General features: G+C 59.0%; 16 protein-coding genes and 1 tRNA gene. All 17 read right to left on the bottom strand.

Features of this window, described 5'->3' with window-relative positions; all coding sequences use genetic code 11:
- Positions 1 to 10: 10 nt before the first annotated feature.
- Positions 11 to 652 carry a TetR/AcrR family transcriptional regulator gene (locus FB555_RS04450; RefSeq protein WP_182484183.1) on the bottom strand — a complete coding sequence of 214 codons (642 nt, stop codon included), beginning with the start codon at positions 650 to 652 and terminating at the stop codon, positions 11 to 13.
- Positions 649 to 2,208 carry an AMP-binding protein gene (locus FB555_RS04445; RefSeq protein ID WP_182484182.1) on the bottom strand — a complete coding sequence of 520 codons (1,560 nt, stop codon included), beginning with the start codon at positions 2,206 to 2,208 and terminating at the stop codon, positions 649 to 651. Before FB555_RS04445 ends, FB555_RS04450 begins: the two co-directional genes overlap by 4 nt.
- The gene (locus tag FB555_RS04440) at positions 2,205 to 3,308 is read right to left on the bottom strand and encodes a branched-chain amino acid ABC transporter permease (RefSeq protein ID WP_182484181.1); all 1,104 of its coding nucleotides are present in this window, start codon (positions 3,306 to 3,308) and stop codon (positions 2,205 to 2,207) included. Before FB555_RS04440 ends, FB555_RS04445 begins: the two co-directional genes overlap by 4 nt.
- Positions 3,305 to 4,180 carry a branched-chain amino acid ABC transporter permease gene (locus tag FB555_RS04435; RefSeq protein ID WP_182484180.1) on the bottom strand — a complete coding sequence of 292 codons (876 nt, stop codon included), beginning with the start codon at positions 4,178 to 4,180 and terminating at the stop codon, positions 3,305 to 3,307. The genes FB555_RS04440 and FB555_RS04435 overlap by 4 nt, the downstream gene beginning before the upstream one ends.
- Entirely contained in the window at positions 4,177 to 4,905 is a 729-nt protein-coding gene (locus FB555_RS04430) for an ABC transporter ATP-binding protein (protein ID WP_182484179.1), read from the bottom strand. Before FB555_RS04430 ends, FB555_RS04435 begins: the two co-directional genes overlap by 4 nt.
- Positions 4,902 to 5,657, bottom strand: coding sequence for an ABC transporter ATP-binding protein (locus FB555_RS04425; RefSeq protein ID WP_182484178.1), 756 nt, complete (start codon positions 5,655 to 5,657; stop codon positions 4,902 to 4,904). Before FB555_RS04425 ends, FB555_RS04430 begins: the two co-directional genes overlap by 4 nt.
- Before the next feature lie 8 nt (positions 5,658 to 5,665).
- Positions 5,666 to 6,874: a substrate-binding domain-containing protein gene (locus FB555_RS04420; protein ID WP_182484177.1), complete on the bottom strand. Its 1,209-nt coding sequence runs from the start codon at positions 6,872 to 6,874 to the stop codon at positions 5,666 to 5,668.
- Between the two features lie 233 nt (positions 6,875 to 7,107).
- Positions 7,108 to 7,183: transfer RNA gene (locus FB555_RS04415), tRNA-Arg, on the bottom strand.
- A gap of 34 nt (positions 7,184 to 7,217) precedes the next feature.
- Positions 7,218 to 8,000 (bottom strand): ABC transporter ATP-binding protein, encoded by a 783-nt coding sequence (locus tag FB555_RS04410; RefSeq protein ID WP_182484176.1) that lies wholly within the window; start codon positions 7,998 to 8,000, stop codon positions 7,218 to 7,220.
- The gene (locus FB555_RS04405; protein ID WP_182484175.1) at positions 7,997 to 8,830 is read right to left on the bottom strand and encodes an ATP-binding cassette domain-containing protein; all 834 of its coding nucleotides are present in this window, start codon (positions 8,828 to 8,830) and stop codon (positions 7,997 to 7,999) included. The genes FB555_RS04410 and FB555_RS04405 overlap by 4 nt, the downstream gene beginning before the upstream one ends.
- Positions 8,827 to 9,651, bottom strand: coding sequence for an ABC transporter permease (locus tag FB555_RS04400; RefSeq protein WP_182484174.1), 825 nt, complete (start codon positions 9,649 to 9,651; stop codon positions 8,827 to 8,829). The genes FB555_RS04405 and FB555_RS04400 overlap by 4 nt, the downstream gene beginning before the upstream one ends.
- Positions 9,648 to 10,625, bottom strand: a complete 978-nt coding sequence (locus FB555_RS04395) for an ABC transporter permease (RefSeq protein ID WP_182484173.1) — start codon at positions 10,623 to 10,625, stop codon at positions 9,648 to 9,650. Before FB555_RS04395 ends, FB555_RS04400 begins: the two co-directional genes overlap by 4 nt.
- Before the next feature lie 74 nt (positions 10,626 to 10,699).
- A complete protein-coding gene (locus FB555_RS04390; protein WP_182484172.1) occupies positions 10,700 to 12,202 on the bottom strand; it encodes an ABC transporter substrate-binding protein in 1,503 nt (500 codons plus the stop codon).
- Positions 12,203 to 12,265: 63 nt separating this feature from the next.
- Entirely contained in the window at positions 12,266 to 13,030 is a 765-nt protein-coding gene (locus tag FB555_RS04385) for a DUF1684 domain-containing protein (RefSeq protein ID WP_182484171.1), read from the bottom strand.
- Between the two features lie 72 nt (positions 13,031 to 13,102).
- Complete coding sequence (locus tag FB555_RS04380) at positions 13,103 to 13,444, bottom strand: metallopeptidase family protein (protein WP_182484301.1); 342 nt, start codon at positions 13,442 to 13,444, stop codon at positions 13,103 to 13,105.
- A gap of 38 nt (positions 13,445 to 13,482) precedes the next feature.
- Positions 13,483 to 14,853 (bottom strand): NAD-dependent succinate-semialdehyde dehydrogenase, encoded by a 1,371-nt coding sequence (locus FB555_RS04375; RefSeq protein ID WP_182484170.1) that lies wholly within the window; start codon positions 14,851 to 14,853, stop codon positions 13,483 to 13,485.
- A 79-nt stretch (positions 14,854 to 14,932) separates the two neighbouring features.
- Positions 14,933 to 15,616: a DUF1345 domain-containing protein gene (locus FB555_RS04370; RefSeq protein ID WP_246323514.1), complete on the bottom strand. Its 684-nt coding sequence runs from the start codon at positions 15,614 to 15,616 to the stop codon at positions 14,933 to 14,935.
- Positions 15,617 to 15,628 lie beyond the last annotated feature (12 nt).

The following is a 15,628-nucleotide window of genomic DNA, read 5'->3' as shown; positions in this document are numbered from 1 at the left end:
GACCCTTTTCCTATCGCTCACCGGGTGCACTGAGCGCCCGCTGGATGAATCGCATCATGTCTTCGAAGACGGCCTCCGGAACGCGCGACGTTCCGCTGGCAGTGGGGTCGGCATCATCGCCAGATGGTTCACCGTCGCCCCACAGAACCCAGCGCATGCCAATCATTTCACCGATTCCCATCAGGGCCCAAGCGGCCACCGTGGGATCAATGTCGCCAACTTCGCCGTGGCTTTGTGCCTCCTGCAACCCTTCGATGTAGCCCGAAACGATGCGCGAATAATGAAGGCGAAGGGATTTCGGCGAGACAAATTCGGCTTCGCGCACAACTCTGTACAGGGCCGGATGCTGGGCAGTGAATTCAAAGAAGGCGCGGAATCCGGCACGCTCGGATTCCAGGCGATTTGAGCTGCCAGAAGCGGCTTCGCTCATGGCATGGCGCACTCGGCGGTTGAGGTCTTCGACGAGGACTTCGAAGATTTCAAGTTTGCTCGCGAAATACAAGTAGAACGTTCCCTGGCCAACGCCAGCATGTTCCGTCAGGCGCACGACGGATGCCTCGGAGTAGCCATACTTTGCGAAGACTACTTCTGCGGCCTCGAGGAGTTTTGCGCGCGTGCGGTTGCCGCGCTCTGTCACGGGCAAAGTTGTCATTTGGCATCCTCTCGGTTTTCGGAAGCCGTTTTCCACTCCGCCAGGAGAGCGCGCCGCATGGCTTTGTTGCTAGCGGAGCGAGGAATTTCGGCTACGAAAATGATCTGTTTCGGTACTTTGAATCGCGCTAAGAGTGAACTGCAGAACGTTAAGAGGTCGGTCTCGTCGGTTGCTACCCCCGAACGTAGAACAACCCACGCGACGCCGACCTCACCCCAACGGTCGTCCGGGACACCAACGACGGAAACATCAGCCACTGCGGGGTGTCCAAAAAGGATGCCCTCGATTTCTGCAGGAGCAACGCTTTCACCGCCGGTGATAAAAATGTCCTTGATTCGGTCGATGATTCGATAGTTTCCGTCTTCGTCTCGACTTACAAGGTCACCGGTGGCAAGCCATCCGTTACGCAGCACTGCTTTCGTGGCGTCGGGAGCACGAAAGTATCCGGCAAAAACGCCAGGGCCTCGAACCATAAGCTCGCCGGTGCACACGCCTTGCAAGATTTCACCCGTTATCGGATCCGTCACAGCGACTTCAACATGAGGGTAAGGTTTGCCGGCAGATCCGATGTGTGATCGAGCCTCTTCATCCGGTAGGCACAAGACGTTTGGTGACGCTTCGGTGAGACCGTAGCCCTGCGTGAGCGCAACACCACGTTCGTGCCACACGCGCAGAAGTGGTTCCGGCATTGGTGCACCGCCCACAATGGCGTGACTGAGACTGGAAAGATCGGTTGTCGCGAAGGCTGGGTGCTCAGCCAGGATGAGATAGTTGGCCGGTACGCCCATCATTGTGGTGATTCCCCGGTCGGCAATGAGCTTGAGGACGCGGCCCGGATCAAAGGTCCTCTCCAACACGACGGTTGCGCCCATCCACCAGGCCAGGAGCGGCTGGATGTTCCATCCGCCCACGTGGTATTGCGGCATCACGGCGAGAACGGTATCACCGCGCGTGATCTCGGCCGTGCGGGAGAGGGAAAGATTTGTCCAAAAACAGTTCGCGTGCGTGAGGATGGCCGCTTTTGCCTGCTCTAAAGTGCCCGACGTAAAGATGAGGAGGAGGGCGTCGTCATCGCGCACAGGGCGCCGAATGACCTCCTCTGTTGTCGTGCGGATGGGGGAGACGATTTTGCGCTCAATGCCATGGGCGCCGAGGGATCCGACCGCCATGGGGGAGAGGAGTCGGTTGAGGGCTTCCCCCGCCAAGGAACTGAACTCTTCCTCGATGAGGAGGAGCGCCGGATCTGCCGTTTCGAGTTGCTGGGCGAGTTCCCGTGGGGTGAGTCGCCACGAAAGAGGCACGAGGATAAAACCGGCTTTTGCGCAGGCGAAGAAGAGGACAACGTGGTCCGCACTGTTTCCTGTGACGGTCGCGATCCGATCACCGACTCCATACCCTGCCTGAAGAAGGGACTCCGCAAGATTTGTGGATCTGCAATCGAGGTCAATGTAGGTGAGGACAACACCGCGATCGTCCACTGCGACACGATGGGGGGTCGCAATGGCGCGGTCGCGAGTCCATCGCCCTAAAGTGTGAAGCCCGTCACGTTCAATCACGTTACCTCCTCGATTTTGTCCCGTGCGATCTCCGACGAAGTCTCCTTCGCAGGATTGCGACGCACACCACCTTTATCCATCCGTTGAACCGCTCCCGCAATTCCTCCCGGAAGAAAAAGCACCACGAGAATAAAGAGTGTTCCCAAAATAAAGAGCGGTTCAGACAGGGGAATCCTCAGAATAGCGGGGAGGCCAGCAATTGCATCGGAGGACGCGAGGGCTGTGAGTCGCTGATCGAGCAAAGTGTAAACGATGGCTCCCACGACGGCGCCCCATCGCGAGCCCACTCCGCCCAGAACAACGATCACCAGAATCGTCAGGGTGAAGTCAGCAGAACTTGCTCGTGCCGTGACGCCACTTTGGAGCAGAAGGTGCACCATTCCCACGAGGGCTGCCAGCACAGATGCTATCGAGAACGTGACTAGTTTGACCATGAAAGGTCGGATTCCGATGACCCTGACGCGCAGTTCGTTTTCCCGAGTTGCCGTGACCACATGCCCTGCTCGGGAGTGCTCGAACAGTGCAACCACGATGAAAACAATAATCAGGAGTGCGAGAGCTACCCAGTAGAGGTTGCGGGTGTTGAGGACCCCAAGCAAGAAGTCCGGGACGTTTTGGGTCTCCAGCTGAAGTCCCTCATCACCTCCCGTTATTTGGGGGTTGCGCCGCACCAGCACGTTGCCGGCCTGCGCGAAAGCAAGCGTGACCATCGCGAACGAAATCCCTGTCACCCGCAAGCTGAGAGCGCCCAGGAGGTAAGCAATGCAGATGACCGCAGCGACAGTGAGGCCCATAGCGGGCACCAACGAAAGTTGCGTGGTTTTGAGAACGATTCCTAGCCCATAGGCGCCCAGAGCAAAGTAGAGGGCGTGGCCAAAGGACAGCATTCCTCCGACACCGAAGAGCAAGTGGTAACTCAGCGCAAGCGAGGAGAACAGAAGCGCGAGGGCCAGAAGTTGAAGGGTTCCTGGCGTATACGTGGGCCCCGGCAAAATGCCGGGAATAGACAGGTTGATGAGGGGAAGCAGAGCGGCGAAAACGGCAATTGCGCCGCCGACGGCCCACCACATCCATGGCTTCATGTGCGTCAGAAGTTTCATGCCTTGCTCCCGAGTAGTCCGGTGGGTCGAATCAGCAGAACGGCTGCGAGCAGAAGGACGACCGTCAGGTCACCCGTCCCACCCAGGTAGTAGTTTGCAAACTGTTGCAAAACGGCGACGAGAGCGGATGCTATGGCTGCCCCAGCGAGAGAACCGAGGCCGCCAATGACGGTCACGATGAAGGCAAAGATCAGCAGTGACCCACCCAATTGCGGCGAGACGTAGCCGAAGTAATGCGACGCGAGAACGCCCCCCAGTCCGGCTGCGGCTCCACCAATAGCAAAGACGACCGTGAAGGCTTTACGAACGTCAATGCCCAGGGCCGTAACCATCGAACGGTTCTCCACACCGGCTCTGATAATCAGGCCAAAGCGCGTGAACTTGAGAAAGAGAACGATCCCAAGGAGGACCAGGACGGCAGCAATGATGAGAACAAATCGATCATTCGGGACTTTCGCCCCGAGGATTTCCGTGGTTTCAGAGAACCATGCGGGGCCAGTGACATAGGTTGGGTCCGTTCCCCAGATTCCATCAAAAAGAGCGACAGTTGCCAGTGCAAGCCCAACGGTGACGAGCACCTGCTCAATATGGCGGTTATAGAGCCGCCTAATCAGGAAAAACTCCGTTGCTGCGGCAACTACTGCCCCGACAACGGCGCCGACGACGAGGGAAGCGAAGAGAGTGATCCAGCTCGCCCCATCCATTCGCCGTGCGATTTCTAAGCCCGCGAACGCCCCGAGAGTGAGGAACGATCCGTGGGCAAAGTTAAGGACGCCCATGAGCCCATAAATAAGGGAAAGGCCGGAAGCCACAAGAAAATAGAGCGCACCGAGTCCGAGCCCGGTGATGATGAGGAGCACAATGGTACTCATGCGTTGTCTCCCGTCGCGCCGACATCTGTGAGATGCACGCCGAGTAGTTCCGTTGTCAACTCTTCGTTATCTAAGAACTCGTTCGCGGGGCCAGTGAAGACGACGAGGCCACTTTCTAACACGACCACTGTGTCGGCGAGAGCTCGCACAACCTGCAAGTTTTGTTCGACGAGCAGGATGGGGACCGCCTCGGCGGCACGTCCAAGCGCAGTTGTGACATCAAGAACAATGAGGGGAGCGAGCCCCTTTGTGGGCTCGTCGATGAGCAGCAACGTGTTGTCATTGACCAGAGCGCGAGCGAGGGAGACCATCTGTTGCTGGCCACCCGAGAGTGTTCCCGCGAGTTGCCCGGCCCGAGCGAGAAGTTCAGGGAAGAGCTCATCAACGAGTTCGCGGTTAGGGCCGCCATTGCGCTCAGCGAGTCGCATGTTCTCGGCGACGGACAGGCTTGCGAACACCTCGCGGTCTTCGGGTACGTAGCCAATACCGCTCTGAATGATGCGATGCGTCGCCAGGTTGTCTATGCGCTCGCCGTTGAACTCGACCGCGCCCCACCGCTCGATGAGGCCAAGAATTCCTTTAAGCGTGCTGGTTTTGCCCACACCGTTTCGCCCCAGAAGAGCGGTGACACCGCGCGCTGGGACCTCGAAAGTGACACTTTCCACAACTTGTTGCCCGGCGATTCGTGCGCCAAGACCTTCGACGCGGAGGATGGGAGCGGTCATAGGGGTGCTCCTAGGTAGGCGGCCTGCACGGCCGGGTCCGCCATGACGACGGTGGGGGTGTCGCACGCGAGTAGCTCACCGTGGTGCATCACGGCAACGCGGTCCACGAGGCCAAGGACGACCTCCATGTGGTGCTCAACAAGGAGAACGGTGCGACCGGAGGCGTGAACCTGACGAATCACGTCGGTGAGTCCGTGCACGTCGCCGGACGCCACTCCGGCCATCGGTTCGTCCAGCAAGATGACGCGTGGATCGGTCGCGAGAAGCATCGCAATCTCGAGCTTTCGCTTGTCCCCATGAGACAAGACACCCGCAATAGTTTTTGCATGGTGCGAGAGGCCGACCTCCGCGAGCCTGTCGTTGGCAATAGTGGTAGCAACGTCCGTTCTCCGCGGGAAGCGGATAACGGACGTTGCTGCTCCAAGTTTCGCCTGGGCCGCCAACCGAACATTCTCGGTTGCCGTGAGCCCAGTGAAGAGGCTGGAGGTTTGAAAGGTGCGGCCGAGACCGGCCCGTGCTCGTTTGTGAATCGGTTCGGCCGTGACATCTCTTCCATTCAGAAACACTGTGCCAGTCGATGGCGCCAGTAAACCTGAAATGAGGTTGAAGAGCGTTGTCTTGCCTGCCCCATTGGGGCCGATCACGCCGAGCATCTCTCCAGGTGCCACTGCGAAAGTGACATCATCGATGATGCGTGCGCCACCGATGGAAAGGCAGAGATGCTCAACGGCGAGCATGGGTCGGGCCGACATGGTTCGCCTTACTTCTGCACGATGGGAGGAGTCACGACCTGGGCGTCGACAACGTCGACGAGTTCGGGTTTCCAGTTGGCCCCATCAGCGACAAGCTTGACTTGGAACATCGGCTGAATCATCGCGTGATCTTCTGCGCGAATCGTCATGGATCCCTTTGGTCCGTCGAAAGTCCAGCCTTCCAGGCTTGTGATCATTTTGGCTACGTCGTCACCGCCACCGGCACGAATGGCCTGGACCACCATGACGGCAGCGTTGAAGCCATCAGGAGAGAAGAGATCGGCTACAGCGCCAGACTTGGTGAGCGAGGCGATCATTGCCGTGTTGACCGCGTTGTCCGTAGCCCCGGCGAAGTAGTGATTAAGGAAACTAATCTTGCTACTTGCTGCCCCGTAAGCACCGTAAGTGGCAACGTTTCCCAACCCTGTCACGACAGGAACCTTGTCGAAGACCCCCTGCTGAGACAGTGATTCCCACATTGCTGCCGACGTCGCACCGGCCCAAGCAACGAACACCATATCTGGAGTCGCGTTGATGATTTGCTGAGCGAACGGGGTGAACTCCGTCGCGTCCTCTGGTACGAGGAGGCTGGTGACAGTTGCGCCCTTAGCGCCCAGGACCGCCGTCGCCGCAGCAACGTTACCTTGGCCGAAAGCCGTGTTTTGGGCAAAGACCAAAATGGATTTGCCCTTGGGGTCACCGATGAAAGTTCCGGCGGTTGCGACATCTTGGTAACTCTGACGTCCAGACCGGAATGTGTGCGCGTTGATGCCGGTTACGCCATCCGCTGCAGCGGGCCCGGAGATGTACAGAATCTTGTTTTGCTCAGCCTGTTCGGCTAGGGCAAGGGCGATTCCCGACGACGCTGTTCCGACGATTATCTTCTTGCCCTGACCAATGACGGTCTTGGCTGCCGTCACAGCCTTGTCGACATCGCCGGCGTCGTCGGCAATCGTTACGTTGACGGCGCGACCATCAACTGTGCCCGTGCCCTGCGTTGCGTAATCAAGTCCAGCATCCCAGCCGGCGAGGTACGTTGCGCCATAGGCGGCCAAGGGGCCCGTCTGGGACGTGATGATGGAAACATCAACGGCAGGCAATCCCGCGCCATTCGTCGATGGGCCGGATGCGTCGCTGCTCGTGGGCGCGCATCCTGCCAAGGTGAGGCCGAGAACTGCGATTACCGCTGGTAGAACGAACTTGCTGTGAACGTGCATGATGAAACCTTTCCTGCTGCCGTAGAAGGATAAAGAGGTCAACATGAGAGGTGATTCATGTCTCTTGTACAGTAAAGGCGGGGGAGTCATCTGTCAAGCATCACCCGGACATTGTTGTCATTGCGCAACTAATAGGCACCTGGGGCATCAGCTTTGGTGCTGAGGCCGGCTGGTCGGCGGACGGGAAAGCAGAGCAGGCCCCGAGAAAGGGGTGCTTGATTCTCGAAGAATGATGGTGCCCTCGGCAGGACTCGAACCTGCGACCAAGAGATTAGAAAGCTCCTGCTCTATCCTCTGAGCTACGAGGGCATGACCCCAATCTTACGACAGACGAGGCCTTGCGTTAGGGGACTACAGGCAAACGGGGGACGCTTGCGAGGAGGCGCTTGGTGTACCCGTTTTGGGGGAGTCCCATTACGGAGCGGGTGTCGCCCTGCTCGACGACGCGGCCGTTCTCCAGAATGACGACACGGTCGCAGAGGGCGGCGACTACACCGAGATCGTGTGTAACCAGTACGACCGACATCCCTGTGCGGCCATCGACTCCGCGGCCAAGTTCGGCGAGGAGGTCGATGACTTTGATGCGCGTGGAGACATCGAGGGCGCTCACGGGTTCGTCGGCAAGGAGAACACGAGGGTTGGGAGCGATCGCTCGGGCAATCGCGATTCTTTGTCGTTGACCGCCGGAGAATTCTGCCGGATAGCGCTTCGTGATGTCAGTGGGAAGGCCGACCGCACGCAAAGACTCCGCCATGTGCTGGCGAATTTCTGTCGCGTTGGTCGTGATTCCTAGGGATCGCAGGGGCTCAGCGAGGATTTGACCAATAGTTTGCCGTGGGTCTAAGGAGGAATAGGGATCCTGAAAAACTGTTTGCGTCATCCGTCGATACGCGCGTAGCTGCTTTCGGTCGCGTGCGTCAAAGGGCATGCCATCGGAGAACACCTGGCCAGCGGACGGGATTGCTAACCCGAGTAGGATGCGCAGCAGCGTTGTTTTGCCCGCCCCGGATTCCCCGACTAGGCCGACGTTCGACCCTTCTTCCACCGCAAAAGAGACATCGGTGAGGACCTCCTGGTTGCGTCGATATCCGAAGTGAATATTGCGAGCCTCGAGCACCGGAGTCATGCGTCCCTCCCATTCAGTGCGTCATCAAGCGCATTATCCAGTGAACGAGCACTGTCGACGAGCTCGTGTGTGTAGGCATGGCGAGGATTGGCTAGAACGTCGGCCAGCATCCCCTCTTCGACGACTAAACCTTTTTGGAGAACAACCACGCGTGGTGCGATGCGAGCAACAACGGCCAGGTCGTGGCTGATAAATAGAAGTGACATGCCGCGCTCGTCAACGAGGCGATCGAGTAAGTCGAGGATCTCAGATTGCACCGTCACGTCGAGGGCGGTGGTTGGCTCGTCGGCAATGAGCAGGCTTGGCCTGCCGGAAAGCGCTATGGCGAGCGCCGCCCGCTGTCGCTGGCCGCCGGAAATCTGGTGAGGGAACGCCAGGGCGATAGCGTCTGGATCGGGGAGGCGAACATCGGCGAGACGCTCCCGAACGAGAAGTCTCAACTGCTGACGCGTCAACCGTTCCCCATCGGCCGCAGCGCGCCTCCGCAGAGGCTCAGCTAGTTGCTTACCAATTCTCATCAACGGATCGAGGGCCGTGAGGGGTTCCTGGAATACAACGGCAACATCTGTGCCGCGCACGGTGTTCATAATGCGCTCGGGGGCTCCGACGAGTTGACGGCCACCGAGCTCGATGCTCCCTCGGGAAGAAAGGCCATCGGGTAGCAGCCCAATGATTGCAAGTGCTGCGAGCGATTTTCCGCTTCCAGACTCGCCAATGAGGCCGAGTCGCTGCCCGGGATTGAAGTCAAATGACACCGGGCCCACGAGGGTTTGGCCGTCGGCACTGAAGATCTCAAGGTCACGCACGATCAGACCGGGGTTCTCGCTCATGCCCGTCTCCTCTGGGTTGGGTCCCCGACATCGCGAAGACCGTCAGCGAGCAGGTTCATTCCCACAACCAAGAGCACCAACAGAATGCCGGGCGCGATCGCTCCGAGCGGTGCGGTGTAGACCGTGGCCTGAGCTTGTTGAAGGAGCGACCCCCAGGATGGATTAGGGGGCGGGGCGCCAAGGCCGAGGTACGACAGGCTCGCCTCGGCGAGCACGGCAGCCCCAAATTGGATGGCGAGGCTCACGAGAACCGTCGGCCAAATGTTGGGCAAAATGTGGTGCCCAATAATGCTGGGCCAACTCGATCCCGAGGTACGGGCCGCTGTGATGTAGTCCTGCGCGAGCACACGCTTAGCGAGGATGCGAACGAGGCGTGCAACGATGGCGCTCATTGCCAGCCCGATGGCCAGAACTGCTGAACCGAGCGACGCCCCCTGGGCTGCAATGACGAGCATGGCCAGGAGAAGTGTCGGAAACGCGATCAGGATGTCGAGAACGGCCGACAGGGTGTCATCCAGCCAGCGCGTGGCGAACGCGGCGCCGAGGCCCAATACGATGCCGAGAACCCCACCAATAACGACCGAACCGCCGCCGGCGACAAGGGCAATCTGCGCACCCATCATCAACCGCGTGAGCAGATCACGGCCGAGTTGGTCGGTTCCAGCCCAGTGCGCCAGTGATGGTGCCACGAGGCGACCACCGCTAGTGTCGCTGGGGTCGTAGGGCTGGTAGAGCAGTGACACGAGGGCGATGGCGATGATCAGCCCCACGCAGATCAGGCCCGCGATCAGCGCCGCGGAGCGGTCTCGACGGCGGGTCAACGGACAACCGCCGCGCGCTGGCCAGTCATGTTGCCTCGCAGGCGTGGGTCGATCAGGCGCTGTACAACATCCGCTATGAATCCGACGATGAGAACGAGGAAGGTGCTCACTAAGAGCACCCCTTGAATGACAGGGTAATCGTGCTGGGCGATTCCCGTCAGAAGCATGTTGCCGAGGCCGGGAAGCGCAAAGACGCTCTCTACCACCACTGCTCCAAGAAATGTGGTGGCCAACTCGATACCGAGGATTGCGACGACAGGCACCGAAGCGTTGCGAAGACCATGGTGCCACATGGCCTGTCGAAAACTTGCCCCGAGCGAGCGAGCGGTCCGCAGATAATCGCTTCCGAGAACATCGAGGGTGGCAGATCGCACGTAACGCGTGATGGATGCCGTCATGACGATGGTGATTGTTATAACGGGCAGGGTGAGCGATCGAATGGCGTCCAATGGGTCAGCCCAATCTTGCCGCGGGAATCCGCCGGCTGGCAAGGCCCTCAGGGTGAGCGCAAAAAAGGAGATGAGAAGGATCCCGATCCAGAAGATTGGTACGGCCAGTCCGAACTGGGAGACCCCGGAAAGTGTCATTCCGTACCAGCGATGAGAACGGCGCGCCGCGACATAGCCCACGGGAACGGCAATCAGAACAGCGAGCACGAACGAGATGAGGGTGAGGGGAATCGTGACGACAAGACGAGATGCGATGTCAGGCCCCACCGGGACACCGCTGATGAAAGACGTTCCCAAGTCCAACGTGAAGATGTGACCGAGCCACGCCACAAACTGCTGGCCAAGGGGGAGGTCGGAGCCGATGGACTGGCGGGCCGCCTCAATCTGTTCGGCTGTCGCCCCCACGGAAAGAAGCGCGTTTGCAGGATCGCCCGGGAGCAGTCGCAGAAGGGCAAAAAGCACTGCGCTAGCCAGAAGGAGTGAGACCAGCAGGAAGACCAGTCTGCGGAGGAGGTAAACGGCCATGAGTATCCAAGGCTACCGCCCCGGAACAGGCAGTGATGTGCGGCGTGTTCCGGGGCGGTAACGAGTGAGGAGCTTTAGCTCTTGACGATGTCGTAAACGTAGAACTGCGAGTTCAGGCCGTTGAGCGGGTACCCACTAATCGAGGTGGAGGCCACCACGATCTGCGGGTACAAGTACAGCCAATCGCTCGCGGCATCGGCCACGATGATGTCGTTTGCTGCTGTCAACTTGGCCGTCTGCTGATCGGTTGTGTCCGACTGCTCGGCCTCTTTGATGAGAGCGGAGACCTTTGCGTTGTCGTAACCCCAGTAGAAGTCGGGGTTGCCGTAGAAGACAACATCGCGGTCGTTTACGTGCTCCTGCAGTGTCGCCGCGAAGTCATGGTTCTTGTAAACCTTTGTGTACCACTCGTCGGGAGTAATCACGTTGATGTTGACGGTGATTCCAACCTGCGCGAGTTCACTCTTAATGAACTCGGCCGCAGCAGGGTGAGGATCATAGTTTGGGGTATCGAGCGTGAAAGTGAAGCCGTCTGGGAATCCAGCATCGGCAAGTTTTTGCTTCGCCGTAACCTGGTCGTAGGGGTGCACTGAGGTGAGGTCTTCGTACCATGGGTCCGTCGGCGGGACCATCGACCCGGTGAGCGTGCCGTAGTCGCCCCAGATCGAATTGAGCAGCTTCTTGTTGTCGATAGCCTCGGTGACGGCCTGGCGAACGGCCACGTTGTCGAACGGTGCCTGCTTGTCGTTAAAAGCGAGGAGCAGTTTTGTGGTCGAGTTGCCATCGTTGATGACGAAGTCGGGGTTGTCAGCGAACTGGGCCAGGGCATCCGGGCTCTGCGAGCTCGTGATGACGTCAATGGCATTGGTCAGGAGGGCGTTATTGAGTGCCGTCGCATCCGTGTAGTAGTTGAAGACCACATCCTTGTTCTTTGCGGCGGTGCCCCAATAGGAGTCGAAACGCGTCAAGCTCAAGGAACTGCCACGCTTCCACGTGCCTAGTTCGTAGGGGCCGGTGCCGTCCTCCGTTGTCTTAAGATCCGTTGCGAGAGCGTTCACAATCCAGACGTAGCTGAGGTTGTAAACGAAGGAGATTGACTTCGTCGCGAGAGTGACAACGACCGTGTTCGCATCCGGGGTTTCAATTCCCGCAATCACAGCCAGGCTGCTCTTGCGCGAAGATTGAGAATCCGCAGCGGTGACCCGTTCGATGCTGGACTTCACATCAGCCGAGGTCAGTGTCGCTCCGGAGTGGAACGTCACGTTGTTTTGCAACGTGACGGTGTAGGTGAGTCCATCAGGGGAAACTGAGTATTCACGTGCAAGCAATGGAGTGACGTCACCTGAGTCGGAGAGCCTGAAAAGCCCCTCGTAGACGTTGCCGTTGAGCGCCTCGGTGACGCCTTGGCCGCCGCCGCCTGTGTTGTCGAGGTTCTGGGGCTCGTACACCGAGCCGACATTTATGGTGGCGTCGGCACTGTTGGTCCCGGTGGCAGGGCCGGAGGCGCACGATGACAGTGCAAGGACAGCGACGATGCCAACGGCAAGGGCGGCAAGGGCAGTTCGGGGGGATTTCACGGTTCTCCTTGTGATTGTGCAGTGGTCCGGGGCATGCTGGTGCGGGCGTGGCGAAAGGTACCTTTAGTGCAGTTGGTACCCATCCGAAAATATGACGAGGCGCTCGCCAGCGGTGACATCGATGGGGAAGCGGTTCTGTGGAGGGGGTAGCGGACAGTTGTACTCGCTCGAGAAGCCGCAGGGAGGCACAAATGCGCGGTTGAAGTCCAGAACGACGGGCCCCTCGGCGTCAAAGCGATCGGCAGCCGAAGGGCGGGCCACAAAAAGGAATCGCCCAGAACCATAAGTGCCAGCATCTTCCGCGGGCCGCCCATTGGTGGGATCACCGAACACGAGCAACAGCACACCACCATCGTCGAAGGCGCTCAGACGATACTCGTGTCCATCGCGGGTGAACGTGATGTCACCGGGCACCGCCAACTCACGGGAACCGCCATTGTCGCGGATGTGCTCAAACGGGATGGTTCGGTTTGCTTCTGCCTGCGCGAATGTGGCTTCGATCACCCAGTCTGGGTTGTAGTCAAAAACGGAGACGGAATCGAAGTTCAGAATGGCGGAACTGGCGGCATCCCAGAGACGGTAACCAGATTCGGGTTCGCCGGTATCGAGGTTTGCGCGTTGCAACCGGGTGAGCGTCACGGCGGCCGGCTGATCGGCCAAGGCTTCCTTGTCACTCACCTCAGTGCCGGGCGAAAGCCAGCGGGTTTGGATGAGGGCGAGATTACCCTGGGGAGACACGAGGGTTCGAAGGCGGTCAGAGTGCCAGGCTTCGTGGGTTGTCACAGTCGTGGTTGGAGTGGATGTGGGGGTTTGGTTTGTGAGGGGCATTGTCTCTCCATCATCCAGCGCCCTCTCGGGATGGTCAATTTGCATTTCCGTTTGTTGCAAAACCCCAAAAGGCTATCCCCAGCCGAGCTCATGAAGATGCTCATCATCGATTCCAAAATAGTGCGCTATTTCATGAACCAAGGTGATGTGGACCTGCTGGCGCAATTCCTCCACCGTGTTGCAGGAATCAACATGCTCGGCCCAGTAGAGAACGATTTGGTCGGGTAACTCACCTAGACCGTAGTCAAAGCGGTCTGTTATCGCTGTCCCTTGATAGAGGCCTAATAGAGGGCCAGCTGAGTTGTTCGATCGTTCTTCAACGACGAAAATGACATTGTCGAGCTGATCCATGACATGTGCGGGCAAAGAATCGAGCTCCTCAGAAACGAGGAGCTCGAATTCTTGCAACGACATTGCGAAGCTACCAGCGCTGGCCGCGCTGAGATCATCCACTATTTCAGGATGCGGACGAGCTTACGGTTCACGAATTCTTCGATCCCGAAACGACCCAACTCGCGACCGAAGCCGGAACGCTTGATGCCGCCGAAGGGGAGCTCGGGGCTGTCGAGGCCAACACCGTTGACGAACACCATTCCGGCCTCGATCTGGTCGGCGACACGCAAGACTTGCGCGCGGTCTGTGGAGAAGAGGTAGGAACCGAGCCCGAATGGAGTGTCATTGGCAATCGCAATTGCCTCCGCCTCATCCTTGACGCTGTAGACGATGGCGACGGGGCCAAAGAACTCCTCGGTGTGAGCGTCATTGGCGGGTGTGACGCCGGTGAGCACAGCGGCCGGGAAGTACGTTCCCGTGCGAGTGCCCGAAACGGTGGCGACGGCGCCTTGGGCCACGGCACGATCGAGTTGCTCCTGCAACGTGTTGGAGGCTCCGAGCGAGGACAGCGGGCCGAGAACGGTGTCTGAATCCATGGGATCGCTGGGGGTTAAAGCGGCGACCTTGGCGCTGAACTTCTCCACAAATGAGTCGTAGAGATCGGCAATGACCACAAAACGCTTGGCAGCGTTGCACGCCTGACCGTTGTTGTCGATGCGGCCGGAAACGGCAGCGTCCACGGTTGCATCGAGGTCGTCGGTGCTCAGCAGAATGAAGGGGTCGGAACCGCCGAGCTCCAGAACGACCTTTTTGAGGTTGCGGCCAGCGACCTCGGCCACGGCGGCCCCGGCGCGCTCGGAACCGGTGAGAGAGACGCCCACAACGCGGGGATCGGCAATCATGGTGGCGATCTGGTCGCTGTCAGCGTAGACGTTTTGGTAGGCACCGACCGGGAATCCGGCGTCCAGGAAGATTTGCTCAATCGCGGCGGCAGATTCGGGGCACTGTGAGGCGTGCTTGAGGAGGATGGTGTTGCCGAGAACGAGATTGGGGCCCGCGAAGCGGGCGACTTGGTAGTAAGGGAAGTTCCACGGCATGATGCCAAGGAGGACTCCCAAGGAGGAGCGTCTAACGAAGGCGGTTCCTTCGGCATCCATCAGTTCGAGATTTTCGTCGGCGAGGAACTTCTCGCCATGTGTGGCGTAGAACGAGTAGATGTCGGCACTGAAGTCAACCTCACCGAGGGCCTGCTCCAGTGGTTTTCCCATTTCGCGCACGATAATTTCGGCGAGAACCTCACGACGTTCACGGTGCAACTCTGCGACGCGTTCAATCATGACCGAACGCTCGGCAACCGTGGTCGAACGTGACCATCCCGAGTGCGCCGCATCGGCCGTTTTCATCGCCTCATTGAGTTGGGCGCTCGTTGCAGAGGTGAACTGCGGGCCGGTTTCGCCGGTTGCTGGATTCGTAACGATGTAGGTGCTCATGGGTGCTCCTTTGCGGTAAAAATGGCGTGCTTTGATGATATCGAGAACACTCAACGCGCGGCATCCATGTTCAGGAATCTCACGCCAAAATATTAACGGACCGCGCAATGACGAGAGCCAAGAGCACGAAGCCCGTCATGCTTTGCAACATCATGAAGAGTTTGGCGCGGGAACTGAGCGGCATCACATCGGTTGGGCTAAAAGCCATCATGTTTGTGGATGACATGTAGAGATAATCGACGAAGCCGGGACGCCAATCGCTCCGCGTGGAAGAACGTTTGGTCACTTCTGCGACGGAAGACTCATCTTCATCCTGTGGAAATTTGAAGTCCGCCAATTGAAGTTGCACTCGTGTCAGGGTTCCTCGAGCGACCGGGCCGCCGCGGTCCAGCTCCCAGTAAATGAGAGCAAAGGTCACGACACTGGCGACCCACACTTGGAGGGCGCCCCACAATACGGTGATTCCTCCGGTTCCGCCCGAAATAAGACCGTGGATAATCCACACCACATCCACCTGGTTGGCAATCGCCAGAACCAAGGCAAGGCCGATGGAGAGCCACCGCGACCATCGGGTCTCCCGGGTCAGGCGATGGGGGTTCAAAACGATCAGCGGGATGAGGAGCACGCCAACCGTGACGATCAGGGCAATCTTCGGGATGAACGTTGGCGGTGAGTAAATGTCGAGGAGGAGCATGACAGCGATGGCGGCGAATGCCGGCCAACGATGTTCGGCCTTGCGGGGGCTTGCCTGTGTTCGGGGCACGAGCAAATCCGC

This window comes from Alpinimonas psychrophila, from assembly GCF_014137865.1.
GTDB classification, from domain to species: domain Bacteria; phylum Actinomycetota; class Actinomycetes; order Actinomycetales; family Microbacteriaceae; genus Alpinimonas; species Alpinimonas psychrophila.
Note: the sequence above shows the minus strand (reverse complement) of the source record. Positions and strands in the feature narration are given on the sequence as shown.

Bases quoted from the DNA above. Each gene is read 5' to 3' on its own strand.
- FB555_RS04375 (WP_182484170.1), bottom strand. From the start codon at position 14,853: ATGAGCACCTACATCGTTACGAATCCAGCAACCGGCGAAACCGGCCCG.
- FB555_RS04440 (WP_182484181.1), bottom strand. From the start codon at position 3,308: ATGAAACTTCTGACGCACATGAAGCCATGGATGTGGTGGGCCGTCGGC.
- FB555_RS04405 (WP_182484175.1), bottom strand. From the start codon at position 8,830: ATGAGCGAGAACCCCGGTCTGATCGTGCGTGACCTTGAGATCTTCAGT.
- FB555_RS04450 (WP_182484183.1), bottom strand. From the start codon at position 652: ATGACAACTTTGCCCGTGACAGAGCGCGGCAACCGCACGCGCGCAAAA.
- FB555_RS04425 (WP_182484178.1), bottom strand. From the start codon at position 5,657: ATGTCGGCCCGACCCATGCTCGCCGTTGAGCATCTCTGCCTTTCCATC.
- FB555_RS04430 (WP_182484179.1), bottom strand. From the start codon at position 4,905: ATGACCGCTCCCATCCTCCGCGTCGAAGGTCTTGGCGCACGAATCGCC.
- FB555_RS04420 (WP_182484177.1), bottom strand. From the start codon at position 6,874: ATGCACGTTCACAGCAAGTTCGTTCTACCAGCGGTAATCGCAGTTCTC.
- FB555_RS04410 (WP_182484176.1), bottom strand. From the start codon at position 8,000: ATGACTCCGGTGCTCGAGGCTCGCAATATTCACTTCGGATATCGACGC.
- FB555_RS04395 (WP_182484173.1), bottom strand. From the start codon at position 10,625: ATGGCCGTTTACCTCCTCCGCAGACTGGTCTTCCTGCTGGTCTCACTC.
- FB555_RS04435 (WP_182484180.1), bottom strand. From the start codon at position 4,180: ATGAGTACCATTGTGCTCCTCATCATCACCGGGCTCGGACTCGGTGCG.
- FB555_RS04380 (WP_182484301.1), bottom strand. From the start codon at position 13,444: ATGTCGTTGCAAGAATTCGAGCTCCTCGTTTCTGAGGAGCTCGATTCT.
- FB555_RS04385 (WP_182484171.1), bottom strand. From the start codon at position 13,030: ATGCCCCTCACAAACCAAACCCCCACATCCACTCCAACCACGACTGTG.